At 70.1% G+C, this 19,111-nt stretch carries 17 protein-coding genes, 1 pseudogene and 1 riboswitch; of the genes and pseudogenes, 8 read left to right on the forward strand and 10 right to left on the reverse strand.

From position 1 onward, the window contains the following. Window positions 1-236: 236 nt before the first annotated feature. The 3 genes from FF041_RS12355 to FF041_RS12365 form a co-directional block, all read right to left on the reverse strand. On the reverse strand, window positions 237-1,280 hold the full coding sequence (locus tag FF041_RS12355; protein WP_323391780.1) for a C40 family peptidase: 1,044 nt from the start codon (window positions 1,278-1,280) through the stop codon (window positions 237-239). Window positions 1,281-1,655: 375 nt separating this feature from the next. Continuing rightward, window positions 1,656-3,017: an NYN domain-containing protein gene (locus tag FF041_RS12360; protein ID WP_323391781.1), complete on the reverse strand. Its 1,362-nt coding sequence runs from the start codon at window positions 3,015-3,017 to the stop codon at window positions 1,656-1,658. Window positions 3,018-3,051: 34 nt separating this feature from the next. Then, window positions 3,052-3,294, reverse strand: coding sequence for a hypothetical protein (locus tag FF041_RS12365; RefSeq protein WP_153486714.1), 243 nt, complete (start codon window positions 3,292-3,294; stop codon window positions 3,052-3,054). A 179-nt stretch (window positions 3,295-3,473) separates the two neighbouring features. Between FF041_RS12365 and FF041_RS12370 the strand changes: the two genes are divergently transcribed. From FF041_RS12370 to FF041_RS12400, 7 genes and pseudogenes are all read left to right on the forward strand, one after another. Next, window positions 3,474-4,211 carry a rhomboid family intramembrane serine protease gene (locus FF041_RS12370; protein WP_153522877.1) on the forward strand — a complete coding sequence of 246 codons (738 nt, stop codon included), beginning with the start codon at window positions 3,474-3,476 and terminating at the stop codon, window positions 4,209-4,211. Further along, window positions 4,208-4,489, forward strand: a complete 282-nt coding sequence (locus tag FF041_RS12375) for an Lrp/AsnC family transcriptional regulator (RefSeq protein ID WP_323391783.1) — start codon at window positions 4,208-4,210, stop codon at window positions 4,487-4,489. Before FF041_RS12370 ends, FF041_RS12375 begins: the two co-directional genes overlap by 4 nt. A 92-nt stretch (window positions 4,490-4,581) precedes the next feature. Then, window positions 4,582-4,971: a hypothetical protein gene (locus FF041_RS12380; RefSeq protein WP_153522878.1), complete on the forward strand. Its 390-nt coding sequence runs from the start codon at window positions 4,582-4,584 to the stop codon at window positions 4,969-4,971. Continuing rightward, a complete protein-coding gene (locus FF041_RS12385) occupies window positions 4,907-6,412 on the forward strand; it encodes a sensor histidine kinase (RefSeq protein ID WP_153522879.1) in 1,506 nt (501 codons plus the stop codon). The genes FF041_RS12380 and FF041_RS12385 overlap by 65 nt, the downstream gene beginning before the upstream one ends. Continuing rightward, window positions 6,409-7,071, forward strand: coding sequence for a response regulator transcription factor (locus FF041_RS12390; protein ID WP_323372331.1), 663 nt, complete (start codon window positions 6,409-6,411; stop codon window positions 7,069-7,071). Before FF041_RS12385 ends, FF041_RS12390 begins: the two co-directional genes overlap by 4 nt. Before the next feature lie 130 nt (window positions 7,072-7,201). Beyond that, window positions 7,202-8,614, forward strand: a complete 1,413-nt coding sequence (locus FF041_RS12395; RefSeq protein WP_323391785.1) for an SLC13 family permease — start codon at window positions 7,202-7,204, stop codon at window positions 8,612-8,614. A 63-nt stretch (window positions 8,615-8,677) separates the two neighbouring features. Continuing rightward, window positions 8,678-9,879 (forward strand): annotated as a pseudogene (locus FF041_RS12400) (glycerate kinase family protein). Here FF041_RS12400 and FF041_RS12405 read toward each other — a convergent pair. The 6 genes from FF041_RS12405 to ctaE form a co-directional block, all read right to left on the reverse strand. After that, entirely contained in the window at window positions 9,831-11,210 is a 1,380-nt protein-coding gene (locus tag FF041_RS12405) for an aminotransferase class V-fold PLP-dependent enzyme (protein WP_153522880.1), read from the reverse strand. The pseudogene FF041_RS12400 and the gene FF041_RS12405 overlap by 49 nt on opposite strands. Window positions 11,211-11,417: 207 nt before the next feature. After that, a riboswitch (SAM riboswitch) is annotated at window positions 11,418-11,535 on the reverse strand. Window positions 11,536-11,732: 197 nt separating this feature from the next. Beyond that, window positions 11,733-12,800, reverse strand: coding sequence for an anthranilate phosphoribosyltransferase (trpD, locus tag FF041_RS12410; protein ID WP_153522881.1), 1,068 nt, complete (start codon window positions 12,798-12,800; stop codon window positions 11,733-11,735). Between the two features lie 134 nt (window positions 12,801-12,934). Continuing rightward, complete coding sequence (gene qcrB, locus FF041_RS12415) at window positions 12,935-14,569, reverse strand: cytochrome bc1 complex cytochrome b subunit (protein WP_153522882.1); 1,635 nt, start codon at window positions 14,567-14,569, stop codon at window positions 12,935-12,937. Further along, a complete protein-coding gene (gene qcrA / locus FF041_RS12420) occupies window positions 14,566-15,645 on the reverse strand; it encodes a cytochrome bc1 complex Rieske iron-sulfur subunit (RefSeq protein WP_153522883.1) in 1,080 nt (359 codons plus the stop codon). The genes qcrB and qcrA overlap by 4 nt, the downstream gene beginning before the upstream one ends. Beyond that, complete coding sequence (gene qcrC, locus FF041_RS12425; protein ID WP_323391788.1) at window positions 15,642-16,454, reverse strand: cytochrome bc1 complex diheme cytochrome c subunit; 813 nt, start codon at window positions 16,452-16,454, stop codon at window positions 15,642-15,644. Before qcrC ends, qcrA begins: the two co-directional genes overlap by 4 nt. A 76-nt stretch (window positions 16,455-16,530) precedes the next feature. Next, a complete protein-coding gene (gene ctaE / locus FF041_RS12430; protein ID WP_153486704.1) occupies window positions 16,531-17,148 on the reverse strand; it encodes an aa3-type cytochrome oxidase subunit III in 618 nt (205 codons plus the stop codon). A gap of 181 nt (window positions 17,149-17,329) precedes the next feature. On the opposite strand from ctaE, the gene FF041_RS12435 reads away from it, so the two are divergent. Next, window positions 17,330-17,731 (forward strand): DNA-binding transcriptional response regulator, encoded by a 402-nt coding sequence (locus FF041_RS12435; RefSeq protein WP_153522884.1) that lies wholly within the window; start codon window positions 17,330-17,332, stop codon window positions 17,729-17,731. Window positions 17,732-17,853: 122 nt separating this feature from the next. Here the strand turns inward: FF041_RS12435 and FF041_RS12440 are convergent, their stop codons facing one another. Further along, window positions 17,854-19,107, reverse strand: coding sequence for a L,D-transpeptidase (locus FF041_RS12440; protein ID WP_153522885.1), 1,254 nt, complete (start codon window positions 19,105-19,107; stop codon window positions 17,854-17,856). Window positions 19,108-19,111 lie beyond the last annotated feature (4 nt).

The raw sequence follows: 19,111 nt of genomic DNA on the forward strand, positions 1-19,111 counted from the left end.
GTACGGGCGCGGCACACCGTGTGCGTACACGGGCGGCGCGATCACCGTACGAGGCTGTTGCGCGGCAGACAGTAGCCGGGAGAGCGCACGGCGGCCAAAGACCCCGGGGGCGCGCGCGGCTGCGCCCCGCCGGGAGACCACAGGTCACCGGCGGGGCGCGGCGTCAGCGACGGGGGTGGGAATTCCCCCGATTGGGCGGCATGCCGGGGCCGGTCACACCGTCGTGGGGAGGGAGGTCAGACGCGTACCCCGAACTGGTAGGGCATGTTGTCGATCGACTCGTACCGCACCACCGCGCCGGTGCGCGGGGAGTGCAGGATCTGGCCGTTGCCCGCGTAGAAGCCGACGTGGTGCAGATCCGAGTAGAAGAACACCAGGTCGCCCACCTTGAGATCGCTCTGCGAGGTGATCCGGGTGCCGATGGCCGCCTGCGCCTGCGAGGTGCGGGGTATGGAGATGCCGGCCTGGGCGAAGGACCAGGAGGTGAAGCCGGAGCAGTCGAAGGAGTCGGGGCCGGAGGCGCCGTAGACATACGGCTTACCGATCTTGCTCTGGCCGGCGGAGTAGGCGGAGGACGCCCGTCCGGAAGCGGGCTCGGCCTTGTCGGCCTTGTCGGCCGCGAGCTCGGCGCGCTCGGTGGCGCGGTCGGCGCGCTTCTGCTCCTCCTGCCTGAGCTCGGCGCGCTCCTGTGCGCTGAGGGAGTTGAGGAGCTTCTGCGCGGCGGACAGCTTGCTCTGGACCTCGCGCTTCTTGGCGCCGAGCTCCGCGCGGCTGTCGGCGAGATCGCCCAGCTTCTCCTGGGCCTCCTCGCGCTGCTGGGCGAGGGCGCGCTGCTTGGCCCGGATCTCGGCGATCGCCTCGGACTGCTTGGCCCCGAGCTGGTCCAGCGCGGACGCCTGCTCCAGATAGTCGTCCGGGTCGGAGGAGAGGAAGAGCTGCATCGAGGGGTCCATGCCGCCCGAGCGGTACTGGGCGCTGGCCACCGAACCGAGGCTGTCGCGGAGCTCGTTGAGGCCGTCCTGGCCGCGGGCGACCCGGTCCTGGATGGTGTCGACCTGCTTCTGGAGCTTGCCCTGCTGCTCCTTGGCCCCGTTGAACTTCTCGGTGGCCTTGCCGGCCTCCTCGTAGAGCTTGTCGACCTTGGCCTTGACCTCGCTCTTGCTCGGCTTGGGGTCGGCCTGGGCGCTCTGGGAGGTGAGGGCGACGGCCGCGGCGGCGGTCGCGGTCAGTACGGTGACACGGGCGCGGCTCGGCTGCTTGGGACGACGGTGGGACGCCACGAAGGACGACTCCTTCTTCCTCGAAGCCGCCGACCGGGCAGTGGGGTCGATCCCCGGCTCCGCGCACAGTCCCGGAGATACGGCTGAGACGCACGGAATCGGCGGTCCTTCGCTGCCACCCCGGATGGGTGATCAACCGCGCGAAGGTTCGACGCCTGACCCTAGTGACGTTCTTGTGATCACTTCAAATCCTGTCGCGAAAAATCTCGGTCAGGAGTGCATTTTTTACCCGCATCCCACCGGTAGTGACGGGCATTTGACGCTATGTTCCGCTCACATCCGAGCGAATTCGGGCATTGGGTAAAGAATTTGACATTGCGCCCGCGGCGGTGCGACGGACGGGGAAGCACCTTCAGGCCCCGAAGAACCACGCCCTCAGACCCGGGAGAGCCGCTTCAGCAGCAGCACCGAAGCCACCGGCCGCGCACCCGCCTTCGCCACCCCGTCGGCCACCTCGCGGTCGGTGGAGACCACCACCACGGGCCGCCCCGGCGGTTCCGCCCGTACCAGCTGACGGATCAGCTCATCGGCGGTCACGCCCGGCTTGGAGAAGAGCACCCGCACGCCGCGCGGCGGGGCGAGCAGCACCGGAGCCGCCAGTTCCGCGCCGTCGAAGACACAGGTGATCTCGGCTCCGGTCTGGGCGGCGAGCACCGAGAGCCCGCCGAGCAGCCGCAGCCGCTGCTTCTCCAGCGGCATCGTGGGATAGCCGGTCTTGGTGACGTTGTAGCCGTCCACGAGCAGATGGACCTGCGGCAGCGCCAGCAGCTGGTCCAGCAGCGCGGGGTCGGTCTCGGAGAGCGCGCGGGCGGCGATGTCCTTGGGGGACATCCGGCCGGGCTCGACCGCGTCGACCGTGTCGGCGGGATGGGCGGAGGCGGGCGGCAGCGCCAGCTCCCGGCGCAGCCCCTGGGCCGCGTCGAGCACGGTGTCGAGCAGCAGCCGCAGCCGCATGTCCTCGACGGAGCGGCCCTCGCGGGCGGCCCGCCGGCCCGCCTCCACGGCGGCCTCGGCCTCGCCGAGCCGGGCCCTGAGCCGCCGGGTCTCGCTCTCGGCGGACGACACCTGGGCGGCGGTCTCCGCCCGTACCGTCTCGATCTCGGCGGCGGCCCGGCGCAGCGCGGCCTCACCGCGCTTGACGTCGCTCTGGGCGCTGCGCACCTTGCGGCGCAGCGCCTCGGCCTCCTTGCGGACCGCCTCCAGCTCGACGCGGAGCCGCTCGGTCTCGCTCTTGGTGTGTCCGCGCGCCTCGGTCAGCTCCTCGCGCAGCCGCTCCAGCTCGCGCCGTCCGGCCTCGTCCGCGCGCTCCGCGTCGGCGCGCTGGGCCTCCTCGCCCGCGGCGGCGACGAGTTTCACCCATCCGGCGGGCCGCAGCACATAGGCGGCGGCGGCCACATCGAGGGGGTCGGCGGCGGCGGGCGGCGACCCGGCGGTCAGCGCGGCGCACAGCTCCGGCTGGGCATGCGCCAGCCGCTCGGCGATGCGCTGCCGGAAGACGGCGTCGCCCTCCAGCGCCGCGGCCATCGCGTTGCCCGCGAACTTGGCACGCCGGGTGGGGGTGAAACGGGCGTACTGCCGCAGCTGGGCCGGGAGTTCGGCGACGGTGAGCCCGCCGACGGCGTCCGAGACCAGCGCCACGACCCGGCGCCGGACGCCTTCCGGCAACGGCCGGTCGAGCGCCTCTGCGGCGTCGCCGGCCGCACCGGCCGGCTCGGCGCCGCTGTCAGGCTGCTCCACGATCCGTCACCCCACTACCCTCCGGCCGGCCTCCTCAGGAGTCCGTCCCCGGCCTGTCCACCAATTCGATCCGGTCCACGGCGTTGCACCAGCGGCAGCGCACGGACTCGATGGTCTCACTGAGCACCTCCCGCTCCTCGACCCTGGGTTCTCCGGCCAGGTCCAGATGGACGTATTCGACGACCTTCGACGAGCGGGTGACGTCGAAGCGGGTCAGATTCCCGCAGAGCGCGCAGCGCCAGCGGGTGTCAGCGGTCTGCGGAGGAACCGTCGTCATCTGTGCCGTCCTCTTTCGTCGTACGGTCCTGGCCCGTACGCGCGGTTGTCGTCCCTGCGGGTGCCGCGGTGCGCCGTCGAACTGCGGGTGTACTACCCGTAACTCTATGGCCTCGCGGGTATCCGCAGACACGGCGAGGCGCTCTGTACCGTTCCATCCCGCTACGTCATCATCTGCCCATGGTCGATTGGCGGAGCGTGGCAGCGGGCGCGGTCCGGGGTGCGACGACGGGGCCCGCCCTCACCTATGGAGTGATCTCCGTATGCTGCGCGGTCTTCCTGGTCAGCCCGGTCTCGGGGCTGAATCCGGGATACGGGACCGGGGACGCGCTGCTCGCCGCGCAGAGCGCGTACTTCGAGCGGTGGGGGGTGATCCCGGCCGAACTGACGAGCGGCGACCCGGACACCCTGACGACCCCGTTCACCGCGCTCTTCGTCCATGGGAACTGGCTGCATCTGCTCGGCAACATGCTCTTTCTCTATGTCTTCGGGGCGATGGCCGAGGAGCGTCTGGGCCGGTTGGAGTTCATCCTCTTCTATACGGCCACGGGGTATGTGGCCCTGGCGGCCTTCGCGGTCGCCAACGCCGGATCCGACCAGACCCTGGTAGGAGCCTCGGGCGCGATCTCGGGGGTGCTCGGCGCATTTCTCTTTCTCTTCCCCAGGGCCAGGGTCACCAGTCTCTTCCCCTTCCTCTTCTTTCTGCCGCTGCGCTTCCCCGCCTGGATCGTGCTGATCTTCTGGTTCGCCCTCCAGTGGCTGGCGGCGTCGGGGGCGGGGCAGGGCGGCCCGGGGGTGGCGTATCTGGCGCATCTGGTGGGGTTCGCCGCCGGATTCCTCTACGCCTGGGGGCGTTTTCACCGTACGGCTAGAGTGAAGGCCCAGCCAGCGGCCACCGAGGGAGAAAGCCAGCCGTGATCACCGCGATCGTGCTCATCAAGACCAGTGTGGACCGCATTCCCGAGATCGCCGAGTCCATCGCGTCGCTGGAGAGCGTCAGCGAGGTCTTCTCCGTCACCGGCACCTACGACCTGATCGCGATGGTCCGGGTGGCCCGGCACGACGATCTGGCCGATGTGATCCCGGGCCGTATCAGCAAGATCGAGGGGGTGGAGGCGACAGACACCCATGTGGCCTTCCGCACCTACTCGCAGCACGATCTGGAGGCGGCGTTCGCGATTGGGCTGGATTCCTGATCCACAACAGTCCAAGATGAGGGCCCGAAGATGAGGACTTCTTCATCTTCGTCTCATCCGGCATCACCGCTGACCTGGTCACTATCGAACTCATGGTCTTCTCCCACCGCATAGCGGCCCTGGCCGCGGTCGTCGCGATCCCTCTGGGTATCGCGGTGACCAGTTACGCCCTCACCGACAGCCCCGACGACCGCAAGGTCCCGCCGAAGGTGGAGCTGCCGACGAGCAGCCCCGCGGGCGACTCCGGCTCCCCGCAGCCGGGCTCCTCCCCGGACTCGTCTCCGGACTCGCCCGCCCAGCCCTCCACCGGCGAGGAGACCGTCACCCCGTCCTCGCCGAAGGCGGACACCCCGCCGCCGGTGGAGGAGACCGTGTCCCGGCCGCCGGTGCGCGAGAACCCGCCCAGCGGCGGCGGCGATGACGACGACGACGGAGGAGACGACGGAGGACAGGGCGACGACGGCCCCGGCGGCGACGACTGACGTGACGACGGCCGACCCCGTACGCCGGTGGGTCTCCGCACGGCTGCGCATCATGCTCTGGCTGCTGCTCGTCATGGCGGTGGCCCTCGTCGCCGTCGCCGCCGCCACCCGCTCCGTGCTGCTGCGCGATGTGGACCACCGGATCAACGGGCTGCTGGTCCAGGAGACCGCCGAGTTCGCCAACTTCGTCGAGCAGGGCGTCAACCCCGAGAACGGCGAGAAGTTCACCGACCCCCAACCGCTGCTCAGGCTCTTTCTGGTACGGCAGCACGCCGACCCGGACGAAGAGCTGCTCGGGCTGAGCCAGCAGCCGGGCGACCCGCTGCACCGGCTGGTCCAGGAGCGGGAGGACCGTCCCTACCGCACCCTCGCCCAGGACGTCCCCTCGCTCCAGACGGTCTTCGACTCCCCCCACCCCACCGGCACGCTGGACCGGCCGCAGGGCGAGGTCCGCTGGGCGAAGGTGACCATCGAATCCGCACCCGGCCATCCGCCGGCCGCCTTCGTCGTCGCCATCCACCCGGAGGGCGAACAGGACAAGGCCAACGACGTCTTCACCATGCTGCTCGCCATCTCCGGCGTCGCGCTGCTGATGACGACGGGCATCGGCTGGGCGGTGGCCGGGCGCATCCTCCAGCCCGTACGGCTGGTGCGCACCACCGCCGCACAGCTCACCGGGCAGGATCTGACCCGGCGTATCCCGGTCGAGGGCCGCGACGACATAGCCGCGCTCGCCGAGACCTTCAACGCCATGCTCGACCGGCTGGAACGTGCCTTCGCCGCCCAGCGCGAATTCGTGGACGACGCCGGACACGAACTGCGCACCCCCATCACCATCGTCCGCGGCCATCTGGAGCTGATGGGCGACGACCCGGGCGAACGGGAGGAGACCGTCCGGATCGTGATGGAGGAACTGGACCGGATGAGCCGGATCGTCGAAGACCTGCTGCTCCTCGCCAAGGCCGAGCGGCCCGACTTCGTCGCCCCGGAGCCGGTGCAGCTCGGCGAGCTCACCGCCGACGTCTTCGTCAAGGCGCGGGCGCTCGGCGAACGGGACTGGACCTTCGCCGGGGCCGTCGACGCCGAGGTCCGCCTCGACGCCCAGCGGATCACCCAGGCGATGGTCCAGCTCGCCCAGAACGCCGTCCAGCACACCATCCCCGGCCAGCGGGTCGCCATCGGCTCGCGCAGCCACGACGACCGGATCGAACTGTTCGTCGCCGACAGCGGCCCCGGAGTACAGCCGCAGGACGCCGATGTGATCTTCGAACGGTTCCGGCGCGGCACCGCCCGGCGCGGATCCCGCGCCACCGGCGCGGGACTCGGGCTCGCCATCGTCAAGGCCATAGCCGAAGGACACGGCGGGCACGTCGAGCTCCGCACCACCGAGGGCGGCGGCGCCACCTTCGTTCTCGTACTGGAGAGAGAAGCGAACCTGTGAACCGGATACTCATCGTCGAGGACGAGGAACGCATCGCCTCCTTCGTGGAGAAGGGACTGCGCGCCAACGGCTTCACCACCACCGTCGTCGGCGACGGCGAAGCGGCCTACGACTACGCCGTCACCGGCGGCTTCGATCTGATCGTGCTGGACATCGGACTGCCCGGCAAGGACGGCTTCACCGTGCTGCGCCAGCTGCGCGAGGCCCGGATCTCGGTCCCGGTCATCATCCTGACCGCGCGGGACTCCGTACGGGACACGGTGGCCGGGCTGGAAGGCGGCGCGGACGACTGGATGACCAAGCCCTTCCGCTTCGAGGAGCTGCTGGCGCGGGTGCGGCTGCGGCTGCGCACGGCGGCCAGGGCGCCCGAGGTGACCGTACTGCGCAGCGGGGAGCTGACACTGGATCTGCGCACCCGCAGGGCCCGTTCGGGCGAGCGGACCGTCGATCTGACCGCACGTGAGTTCGTCCTGCTGGAGCTGTTCCTCCGCCACCCGGGGCAGGTGCTCTCCCGGGAGCAGATCCTGTCCCATGTCTGGGGATACGACTTCGACCCGGGCTCCAACATCGTGGACGTCTATGTCCGCGCCCTGCGGAAGAAGCTGGGCGCGGCCCGGGTGGAGACCGTACGGGGCATGGGCTATCGGCTGCCCGAGTGACGGCTGGGCCGAATGGGGCATGGGCTGTCGGCTGCCCGGGTAACGGCTGGGCCGAATGGGGCTCCTCGTGTGAAGTTCCTTTCATGAAGGGCTCATGGAGCGCTCACCGCCCGGGTGAACCCTTTCTCATGTGACCTTGAACCTGCGCCAAGCGGCGACCCTGTGCGTGGCCCTGAGCATCTGCGCGCTGCTGATCGTCCCGGGCAACTTCCCGGGGCTCAGCGGCGACGCCCGCATCACCCTCGCCGTCTTCGCCATCGCCACCTGCGCCTGGATCGGCACACCGATCGACGACACCTATATCGCCCTGGGCGCGGGGCTCGCTCTCACCGCGACCGGTGTGATCAGCAGCGATGAACTGTTCGGCACCCTCGGCGACGACACGGTCTGGCTGCTGATCTGCGCCTTCATCCTGGCCGCCGCGGTGGCCAGGACCGGGCTCGCCGGGCGGGCCGCCGCCTTTCTGGTCGGCGGCGCCCGCACCGTGCGGCAGCTGGTCCATCTGACCACCGCCGCCCTGGTCGTCACGGCGTTCGCGGTCCCGGCCACCTCCGGCCGGGCCGCGCTCGCCATGCCCGTCTTCCTCGCACTGGCGAAGGCGCTCTCCGACCGCAAGAAGCTCGTGGTCATGCTGGCGCTGCTCTTCCCCACCGTCATCCTGCTCTCCGCGGTCGCCACGCTGATCGGCGCGGGCGCGCATCTGATCACCGTGTCGGTGCTGTGGGAGGCGGCCGGGGAGCGCATCGGCTTCACCGAATGGCTGATGATCGGGCTGCCGCTGGCGGTGGTCTCCTCCCATCTCGCGGCCGAGGTGGTGCTGTTCACCACCACCGGCCGCGAAGACCGCCGGGGCCCCGTCCACATCACCGCCGAACAGATCCAGGAGCACAGCGACAAGCCCGTCACCGGGCCCTGGGAGCCCGCCGAGACCCGCTGCGCCCTGCTGCTGGCGACCGTGGTCGCCCTCTGGTGCAGCGAACCGCTGCACCGGGTGCCGCCGGCCGTGGTCGCCCTGATCGGCGCCATAGTGGCGGCCTCCCCGGCGCTGGGCACCGTACGGCTCAAGGACGCCCTCAAGACCGTGCCGTGGTCGCTGCTGCTCTTCATGGCGGCGACGATGGCGATGGGCGTGGCGCTGGCCGACTCCGGAGCGGCGGAGTACCTGGTGGGCGGCATCCCGCTGGATCTGCCGCCGTGGCTCTTCCTGACCGTGGTGATCGCGGTCTCCACCATGGCGCATCTGATACTGCAGTCGCGCTCCGCGCGGTCGTCGGTGCTGGTGCCGCTGGTCGTGGCGGCGGCGGTCGGCGCCGGGGTCAACCCGGTCGCGGCGGCCCTCGCCTCCACCGCCGCCGCGGGCTTCTGCCACACCCTGCCCGCCTCGGCGAAACCCGTCACCCTCTTCGCCGACATCCCCGGCACCCCGACCTACACCCCGCGCGATCTGCTGCGGATGTCGGCCGTACTGGCCCCGATGACCGCCGCGCTCGTCCTGCTCTTCGCCGTCGCCGTCTGGCCGCTGCTCGGCGTGCCCGTCCGCTGACGCCCCCGGGGCACGCCCGTGCACCGGCGCCCCGACCCTCCCTCCCGTCTGGAGTTCACAACGATGCTGACCCGTTTCGCCGTCGCCCCGAGCGGCTTCAAGGAATCCCTGTCCGCGCAGTCCGCCGCGGAGGCCATCGCCGAAGGGGTGCTCAGGGCGGTGCCGGACGCGGAGATCGACCTCATCCCCCTGGTGGACGGCGGCGAGGGCACGGCGCAGGCGCTGGCCACCTCGTCCGGCGGGCGGCTGGTGCGGCTCCGGGCCACCGGGCCCACCGGCGAGCCGATCGGCAGCCACTTCGCGCTGCTGGGCGACCGGGAGGAGACGGCCGTCGTGGAGATGGCCGCGGTCGCCGGGCTCTCCCTGGTGCCGCGCGATCTGCGCGACCCGGGCGCGACCACCACCTATGGCGTCGGCGAGCTGATCCGGGCCGCGCTGGACACCGGGGCCCGCCGGATCCTCGTCGGCTGCGGCGACTCCGGCACTTCGGACGGCGGCGCGGGCGCGCTCCAGGCGCTGGGCGCGCGGCTGCTCGACGCGGACGGCCGGGAACTGCCGCCCGGCGGGCGGGAGCTGTCCCGGCTGGCCCGTGTCGACGCCGCCGGGCTCGACCCCCGGCTGGCCGCCACCGAGATCCGGGTCGCCTGCAATCCGTTCAATGTGCTCTGCGGGGAGCGCGGGGTCGCCCGGGTCTTCGGCCCGCAGAAGGGCGCGACCCCCGCGCAGGTGGAGCAGCTCGCCGCGGGTCTTGAGCACTGGGCGACCGTCCTCACCCGCGATCTGTCCGTCCGCGCCGATCTGTTCCACGGCTCCGGCACCGGCGCCTCCGGCGGTCTGGGCGCGGGGCTCGCGGCCCTCGGCGCCCAGCTGCTGCCCCGGTTCGACGTGCTCCTCGACCATCTGGACCTGGACGCCCGGCTGGCCCGCGCCGATCTGGTGATCACCGCGGAGGGGGCGCTGGACCACCAGACCCCGCGCGGCAAGGTGCCCGCCGAGGTGGCGCGGCGGGCCAAGCTGTACGGGCGCGAGGTGCTCGCCCTCGCGGGCACGATCGGCGAGGGCGCGCACCAGGTGCGCGCCGTCGGCGTGGACGCGTACAGCTCGATCCTGCCCGCGCCGGTCGGTCTCACGGAGGCGCTCGGCCGGGGCGGTGAATCCTCGCCGACGCCACCGAGCGCGCCCTGCGGATGATTCTGATCGGGACCCGGCTACCAGTTCACGCGGAGGCGGTGTCCGGGACGCAGCGGCCGTCCTCGGTGCGGTAGTTCCACCGGGCGCCCTGGGCGACCAGTTCCCGCACGGCGCGGACGAACCGCTCCACATGCTCGTCGGGAGTGCCGGCCCCGAAGCTGACCCGGATGGCGTTGAGGGACTTCCCCTGCGCGTCCGGCTCGGCGTCGGGGGCCCCGCACTCGCCCGGGTCCTGCGGGTCGCTGCCGAGCAGGGTGCGCACCAGCGGGTGGGCGCAGAAGAGGCCGTCGCGTACGCCGATGCCGTACTCGGCGGAGAGGGCGGCGGCGAAGTGGGAGCTGTTCCAGCCCTCCACCACGAAGGAGATCACTCCGACGCGGGGGGCGTCGTCCCCGAAGAGCGAGAGCACCTTCACCTCGGGCACCTCGGCGAGGCCTGCGCGGACGGCCGCGACCAGGGACTGCTCGCGGGCGACCAGGCTGTCGAAGCCGGCCTCGGTGAGGGCCTTGCAGGCGGCGGCGATGGCGTAGACGCCGATGACATTGGGGGAACCGGCCTCATGGCGGGCGGCGGTGGTGTGCCAGTCGACGTCCACTCCCCCGTCGGCGCGGCGGGCGACCGTGCGGGAGGCGCCGCCGCCCGCGAGATAGGGCGCCGCGTCCTGGAGCCAGTCGGCGCGGCCCGCGAGCACGCCCGAGCCGAAGGGCGCGTACAGCTTGTGCCCGGAGAACGCGATCCAGTCGACGTCCAGCTCGGTGACGGAGACGGGGTGGTGGGGGGCGAGCTGGGCCGCGTCGAGGACGATCCGCGCGCCGTGGGCGTGCGCCGCGGCGGCGAGCTCCCGCACCGGCCAGATCTCGCCGGTGACATTGGACGCCCCCGTCACACAGACCAGCGCCGGCCCGTAGGGGTCGCGGTCGGCGAGCGCGCGCTCCAGGGTGTCGACCGCCTCGGCGGGGGTGCGGGGGGCGTTGAGATAGGTCACCCGGGCCTCCCGCCACGGCAGCAGGGAGGCGTGGTGCTCGGTCTCGAAGACGAAGACCTGACAGCCGGCGGGGAGGGCTGCGGCGAGGAGGTTGAGGGAGTCGGTGGTGGAGCGGGTGAAGACGACCTGGTCGCCGTCGCGGCAGCCGAGGAACCCGGCGACGGTGTCGCGGCTGTTCTCGAAGAGGTCGGTGGAGAGCTGGGAGAGATAGCCCGCGCCGCGGTGGACGCTGCCGTAGTACGGGGCGTAGGCGGCGATATCGTCCCAGACCCGCTGGAGGGCGGGGGCGCTGGCGGCGTAGTCGAGGGCGGCGTAGCTGACTTCGCCGCCGGTGACGAGGGGGACGGTCACATCGCGGCCGAGGACGGGGAGGGGGGCGCGGACGGCGGTGTCGACGGCGGTGTTCGGGCGTGCGGACATGGCGGTATCTCCCGGCGGGACAGGCGGAATGGCTTCATGGGCCCGTAACCGGGTACGCGCGACGGCGGTGCGGTGTACGGGGGGTGCCTCAGAGCACACGGCGGTGTGCCGTGTGGAGGGTGTGCCGAAGAAGGGGCGGTATGCCCTAGCGCATTCGCTTGCTCACGAGACTGCTCCCTTGAGGACCAGGACCCCAGGGTTCGCAGGGGTCCGCGCTTGCCGCGGACCTCGCTGCCCACGGCCTGGTCTTCACCCGGGGCACCCCGCCACGGACGGAGGGTTGCCGGACAGCGGGCCGGGGCCGTAGTCGCTGTCGCTCATGACCTGACGAGACCGTATGCCAACGGATCGTGGCGGCGCAACCTCGTCCCGCATGCCGATATACGGGGACACCCATATACGGGGACGCCCCGGGGAGCACGACTCCCCGGGGCGTCTCCGGGAGCAGGGCTCCCCGGGGGAGGTCACCTGACGTACGGCTCCCCGGGGGAGGTCACCCGGCCTACGGCTCCCCGGGGGAGGTCACCCGGCGTGGGTCGCCGTCACCCAGCGGTCCAGGGCCGCCTTCGCCGCGCCCGAGTCGATCGACTCCGCCGCCCGGACCATCGCCGCCGACAGCTGGTCGTTGAGCGAGCCGCCGGACGGGGCGAGCGCCACCAGCGCCGCCGCCGAGTTCAGCAGGACCGCGTCCCGCACCGGCCCCGTCTCGCCCAGCAGCAGCCGGCGGGCCACATCGGCGTTGTAGGAGGCGTCCGCGCCCCGCAGGGCCTCCACCGGGACCAGGTCGATGCCGATGTCACGGGGGTCGAAGGACTCCTCGCGCACCGAGCCGTCCCGTACCACCCAGACCCGCGAGGTCGCCGTGGTCGTCAGCTCGTCCAGGCCGTCGTCCCCCCGGAACACCAGCGCCGACGAGCCGCGCTCGGCCAGCACCCCGGCCAGGATCGGCGCCATCCGGGCGTCCGCGACGCCGGTGGCCTGCGCGGTCACCCGGGCCGGGTTGGTCAGCGGCCCCAGGAAGTTGAACGTCGTACGGATTCCGAGCTCCTTGCGGGCCGCCGCCACATGCCGCAGCGCCGGGTGGAACTTCACCGCGAAGCAGAAGGTGATCCCCGCCTCCCCGGCGACCTCGGCCACCCGCTGGGGGGTCAGCTCCAGATTCACCCCGAGCTTCTCCAGCACATCCGAGGCTCCCGAGGCGCTCGACGCCGCCCGGTTCCCGTGCTTGACGACCTTCGCGCCGGTGCCCGCGACCACGATCGCGGACATCGTGGAGATGTTCACCGTCTTCGCGCCGTCGCCGCCGGTCCCGACGATGTCGACGCTGGGCCCCGGGATCTCGATCAGTTTGGCGTGCGCGTACATCGTCCGCACCAGACCGGAGATCTCCTCCACGGTCTCGCCCTTGGCGCGCAGGGCCACCGCGAACCCGGCGATCTGCGCGTCGGTCGCCGCGCCGCTGAGAATCCGGTCCATCGCCCACGCGGTGGCGTCCGCGCTCTGGTCGCGGTTCTCCAGCAGCGAGTTCAGCACGCCGGGCCAGGAGAGGTCCGCCACGCTGTCGCCGCCAACCGGGGTCACAACGTTCATGGTCCGCTCCAGGGGTCCACAGAATCGACAGGGGATGCTCCCTACCCTATCCAGCCCCTGGAGAGAGCGAAGAGCCCCGTCCAGGCAGTGGACGGGGCTCTCGCTGTGGCGATCGTGACGATCAGTTCAGGCGATCAGTGGTGGCCGTGGCCGCTGGTGATCTCCTTGTACTCCTCGGCGGTCGGCTTGGGGATCTGGTTCCCCTCGCCGTAGAAGCCCTGGCTGAGCTTGGCCTGGGTCTTCTTGACGAGCGAGACCTTCCGCTCGACCCCGTTCTCGTCGACGGTCGGGCCCACCTCGATGGGCTCGTACTGCTCGTGCGAGGTGAGGGTGAAGAGATCGCCCTGGCTGAGCGGCTCATGGACCTCGATGAACTCACCGTGCGGCAGGCGCTTGATGATGCCGGACTCGCGTCCGTGCAGCACCTTCTCCCGGTCGCGGCGCTGGAGCCCGAGGCAGATGCGCTTCGTGATGATGAAGGCGAGAACCGGTCCGGCGAAGAAGAAGATCCGGACGAACCAGGTGATCGCGTTGATCGACAGATTGAAGTGCGTGGCCACGATGTCGTTGCCGCCGCCGATCAGCATGATGAAGTACGCCGTCAGCCAGGCCACACCGAAGCCGGTACGCGTCGGAGCGTTCCGCGGGCGGTCCAGGATGTGGTGCTCGCGCTTGTCGCCGGTGACCCAGGACTCGATGAACGGGTAGACCGCGATCGCGCCCAGCACCAGCGGGAAGATCAGCAGCGGGATGAACACACCCAGGGCGAGTGTGTGACCCCAGGCGTTGATCTCCCAGCCCGGCATCACCCGGATCAGACCCTCGGCGAAGCCCATGTACCAGTCCGGCTGGGCGCCCGTGGACACCTGATCGACCCGGTAGGGGCCGATCGACCAGATCGGGTTCAGCGTGGCAATCGCGGCGACCACCGTGATGATGCCGAAGACCAGGAAGAAGAAGCCTCCCGCCTTCGCCATGTAGACCGGCAGCAGCGGCATGCCGACGACGTTCTTCTCGGTCCGGCCGGGACCCGCGTACTGCGTGTGCTTGTGGTACACGACGAGGATCAGATGGCCCACCAGCAGCGCCAGCATGATGCCCGGCAGCAGCAGGATGTGGATCGAGTAGAACCTGCCCACGAAGTCATGGCCGGGGAACTCGCCGCCGAACAGGAACATCGAGATGTACGTGCCGACGATCGGCACGGAGAGGATCGCGCCCTGGGTGAAGCGGACACCGGTGCCGGAGAGCAGGTCGTCCGGGAGCGAGTAACCGGTGAAACCGGTGAACATGCCGAGGACGAGCAGCAGGAAGCCGAAGAGCCAGTTGACCTCACGCGGCTTGCGGAACGCGCCGGTGAAGAAGACGCGCATCATGTGGACCATCATCGCGGCGATGAAGATCAGCGCGGCCCAGTGGTGGATCTGCCGGATGAGCAGACCGCCGCGGACCTCGAAGCTGATCTCCATCGTCGAGGCGAACGCCTCCGACATGCGTACGCCCTGAAGCGGTACGTAGGGGCCGTGGTAGACGATCTCGTTCATCGACGGGGTGAAGAACAGCGTCAGATACACACCCGTGAGGATGATGATGATGAAGCTGTAGAGGCAGATCTCACCCAGCATGAAGGACCAGTGGTCCGGGAAGATCTTCCGCATGTTGGCCTTGGCCAGGGTGTAGATCCCCAGCCGGCCGTCGGCCCAGTCGGCTACCCGCTCACCGGCGGGTGCGTTGCGCTCAGCGCGCTTGGTGTCAGTTGCAGTACTCATCCGCGCTCCCAGAAGGACGCACCGACGGGCTCGTCGAAGTCGCCGAGCGCTTCGAGGTTGCCTTCGGCGTTCACACCGATCCGCAGCTGCGGAAGGGGGTGGCCGGCGGGACCGAAGATGACCCGGGCCCCGTCGGAGAGGTCGAAGGTGGACTGATGGCACGGGCAGAGCACATGGTGGGTCTGCTGCTCGTACAGGGAGATCGGGCAGCCCACATGGGTGCAGATCTTCGAGAAGGCGACGATGCCGTCGTGCGACCACTCCAGCTCGCGCTTGTCCTTGATGTCCTCCGGCTGAATGCGGACGATCATCAGAGCGGCCTTGCCGATCTGGATCTGGAAGTCGTGGTCGTCGTGCTTCAGGCCCTCGGGCATGGCGAAGACGAGCGAACCCACCGTGATGTCCTCGGGGCGGAGCGGCTCATGCGTGTTCATGTTGATGAGCTGCTTGCCCTTGTCCCACAGGGTCTCGCGGAGCTTCCGCTCGGGCAGCGGCCCGAGGTCGCGCAGCAGCACCACACCGGTCAGCGGGACCAGCGCCAGCGCACCGAACATGGTGTTGCGGACCAGCTTGCGACGGCCGAAGCCGGACTCCTCGTTGCCCGCCGCGAGGTCGGCCAGAACCTTGGCCTTGACCTCGGGCGACGCGGCGATGGGGTGACGGTCGTCGGCGACCTCCACATCGGACATCAGGGTGCGGGCCCAGTGGACCGCGCCCGCGCCGATGAAGAAGAGGGCCGCGCCGAGCGTCCAGCCCAGCGAGAAGTTCAGCGCGCTCACCCGGCCGAAGGGCCAGATGTAGACGAGCTTGTCGACCGGGAAGACCACGAAGCACGCGATGAAGGCGACGGTGGCCGCCATCGACAGCGTGAACAGGAGGGCGACGGTGCGCTCGGACCGCTTGGCCGCTCGCTCGTCGATGTCCTGGATACGCGGCTTATGGGCCGGCAGTCCCGGGTCGTGGAACGGATCTTCGTCCACGCGCTGGACTACGGCGGTGCCGCCGTGCCCTGCCGCGCCGTGCGCGGCGCCCTGCTCTGCGGGCAGGTTCTCTTCTGGAATGTCTTGGCTACTCATGACTTCTTGGCCTTAGCGGTGTGGGCCGCGACCCAGACGGCGGCTGCGATCAGCGCTCCGAGACCGAAGACCCAGGCGAAGAGACCTTCGGTGACCGGGCCGAGCCCGCCCAGCGTGAAGCCGGCGGGGTTCGCCGCCTTCTTGGGGTCGTTCATGGTCTCGATGTACGCGATGACGTCCTGCTTCTCCTTCTCCCCCATGATGCCGTCGGGGAAGGAGGGCATGTTCTGCGGGCCGGTCTGCATGGCCTCGTAGAGATGCTTGGGGCTGACGCCCACAAGGGTGGGCGCGTACTTGCCTTCGGTCAGCGCGCCGCCCTTGCCGGTGAAGTTGTGGCACTGGGCGCAGTTGGTACGGAACAGATCACCGCCGTTGGCCACGTCCGCGCCCTTGGGGCTGTACTGCTCCTCCGTCGGCGTGATCGGACCGGCGCCCAGCGAGGCGACGTACGCCGCGAGCTGGTCGATCTCGGCCTGGGAGTAGATGTTCTTCTTCTTCGGCACCTGGGCGCCGGGCTGCTGGGCCGGCATACGTCCGGTGCCGACCTGGCAGTCGACAGCGGCCGAACCGACACCGACCAGGGAGGGACCGTCGGTGGTGCCCTCACCGCCGGTTCCGTGGCAGCTGGCACACCCGACGGTGTAGAGCTGCTTGCCCTCCTCGATGGCGAGGGACTGGGAGGTTTCTTCGGCCTGTGCCTTGTCCGCGGGCGCGAACGCCGCGTACAGCCCCCCGGTGGCCGCCAGCGCGAGGAGTAGGACGACGACCGCCGCCAGCGGATGGCGTCGTCGTGCGGAGAGCTTTTTCACGGATTACCCCGGTGTCAGGATTTTCTGCGTCGATGCTTCTGGACTGTGTCTGCTTCGGGCGGATCGCCCGTGCCCGTTACTTGATCATGTAGATCGTGGCGAAGAGGCCGATCCAGACGACATCGACGAAATGCCAGTAGTAGGACACGACGATGGCGGAGGTCGCCTGCTCGTGGGTGAATCTCCTGGCCGCGTAGGTCCGGCCCAGGACCAGCAGGAAGGCGATGAGTCCGCCTGCCACATGCAGTCCGTGGAAGCCGGTGGTCAGGTAGAAGACCGAGCCGTAGGGGTCCGACGAGATGGAGAGCCCGTGCTGGACCAGCTCGGTGTACTCGTACACCTGACCGCCGATGAAGATCGCACCCATGATGAACGTGATGATGAACCAGGTGCGGAGCTTCTTCACATCGCCGCGCTCGGCGGCGAAAACGCCGAGCTGGCAGGTGAGAGAGGAGAGCACCAGGACCGTCGTGTTCGTCGCCGAGAACGGGAAGTTCAGAAGGTCGGCCTTGGATGACCAGAAGTCGGCACCCGTAACCGAGCGCAGAGTGAAGTACATCGCGAAGAGGGCCGCGAAGAACATCAGCTCGGAACTCAACCAGATGATGGTTCCTACGCTGACGAGGTTCGGTCGATTGACCGACGGGTGCGCGTGCCCGGTTTCTACTGTCGTTGCTGTCGCCACGACCGACATTATGTCGGTCGCTTATCCCGCCCTCACTCCGGGGGGTGCCGTTCGGTGTGTCAGCGGCCCCCGCGCGGCCCGAACGGCCCAGCGTCCATGGGCTCGAACCGCTGTTTACCGGCAGTGGGAGCGAGTAGCATCCGGCCCATCGGTACCTGATCCACAACGGATCCAACGACGCGGAGGAACAATGCAGCCGACCGCCACCGTGCTGGTCTACAGCGATGACGCGAGCACCCGCGAGCAGGTGCGGCTGGCCGCCGGGCGCAGGCCGGCGGCCGATGTTCCCCCCGTGGAGTTCATCGAGTGCGCCACCCTGCCCGCCGTGCTGAAGCGGCTGGACGAGGGCGGTGTGGACGTCTGTGTGCTGGACGGCGAGACCGTGCCCGCGGGCGGGATGGGGGTCTGCCGGCAGATCAAGGACGAGATCTTCCACTGCCCGCCCGTACTGCTGCTGATCGGACGGCCGCAGGACGCCTGGCTGGCCACCTGGAGCCGCGCCGAGGCCGCTGTGACGCTTCCTGTGGAGCCGGTGGAGTTCGCCCGCACCCTGGCCGCGCTGCTCCGCGGCAGGCTGGCTGTGGACGCCTGAGGACGCCGGAGCTGCGGGGCCCGGGGGGCGGGACCCGCCGGACCCCGCCGGGCGGGCGGGGCGCCGACGGTGCGCCGGGCGGACGGGACCTTGAAGGCACTCCCCGGGTCCCTGCGCCGCCCTCACACCCAGGGACGCAGCCGTGCCGAGTCGTCGGGCCTGGGGCCGCCCGGGGCGTTCTCGACCAGCGAACTGCCTGAACGCCACTCGTCCCAGTCGAGGTTCCAGTCGCCGTAGCCGTTGCCGAAGGTGTCCATGTCCTCGCCGACGCTGTTGATCACGTGGACGATGTCGCCCTCCTTGAACGTCTCGTAGAACCAGGCGGCGTTGCCGGTGGACATCCCGGTGCAGCCGTGGCTGACGTTCTCGTACCCGTGTGAGCCGATCGACCAGGGCGCGGCGTGGACGTACTCACCGCTCCAGGTGACCCGGGTGGCGTAATAGACGGGCAGGTCATACGCCTCCGAGCCGCCGATGCCGACGCTGGAGCCCCTCATCCGAACGAAATACTCCTTGCCGAGCACCACCTTGACGCCGTTGCGGGTGGAGAAGCCCGGCTTTCCGGTGGTGATCGGAATGGTGTTGATCACTTCTCCGTTGAGCAGAACCGTCATGTAGTGCGCCGAGGCGTCCGTGATGGCCTCCAGACGGTCCCCGATGGTGAACTTCACGGGCTTCTCCGCCTTGTCCCCGTACAGCTGGTTGGAGATCCGGACGCCCTGGAGGTTGCTGGAGACGCTGACCTTGGCGCCCGTGGGCCAGTAGTCCTTCGGGCGGAAGTGCAGCACCTCGTCGTCGACCCAGTGCCAGGCGCCCTCCACCGCGGGCTTGGAGTCGATTTTGAGCCCGCGCTCCACCACGGCCCTGGCCTCCCGGTCGGCCACGGGCAGGCTGAGCTCCGCGATGATGGGCTGTGCCACGCCGTAGGTGCCCTCCTCGGGCCCGAAACCGACGCTCAGCAACCGTTTGGCCGGTGAGGTCTCGAAAACGGCCATACGGGCGCCTGGAGCGCCCTTCTTGTTCTCCGTGGCGACCCTGGCGGTGTACTTCGCACCGGCGGAGAGCGGGCCGGTGGAGCGCCAGCGGCTGCCGTCCGCCGCGAGCTCGCCGCCCAGATGGTGCCCGGAGTCATCGGTCACCCGGACATCGGTGATACGGCCCTCTTCGCCCTTGACGGTCACCTCGAAGGGTTTGTCGGGGTTGACCTTCACACCGCCCCTCGGGGTGTTGAAGACGACCTGCTCGGCCGCGTCGAAGGGCTCGGTGGAGAGGGGGTCACTGCTCTTCGGTTCGCCGCACGCGGTCACGACCACTCCCAGGGCCAGGAGCAGCAGGGTGCAGCGGACGACGGTGCTGAAGCGCGGCGTCTGGTTCATAAAT

The sequence above is a fragment of the Streptomyces jumonjinensis genome (assembly GCF_009600885.1).
GTDB lineage: Bacteria > Actinomycetota > Actinomycetes > Streptomycetales > Streptomycetaceae > Streptomyces > Streptomyces jumonjinensis.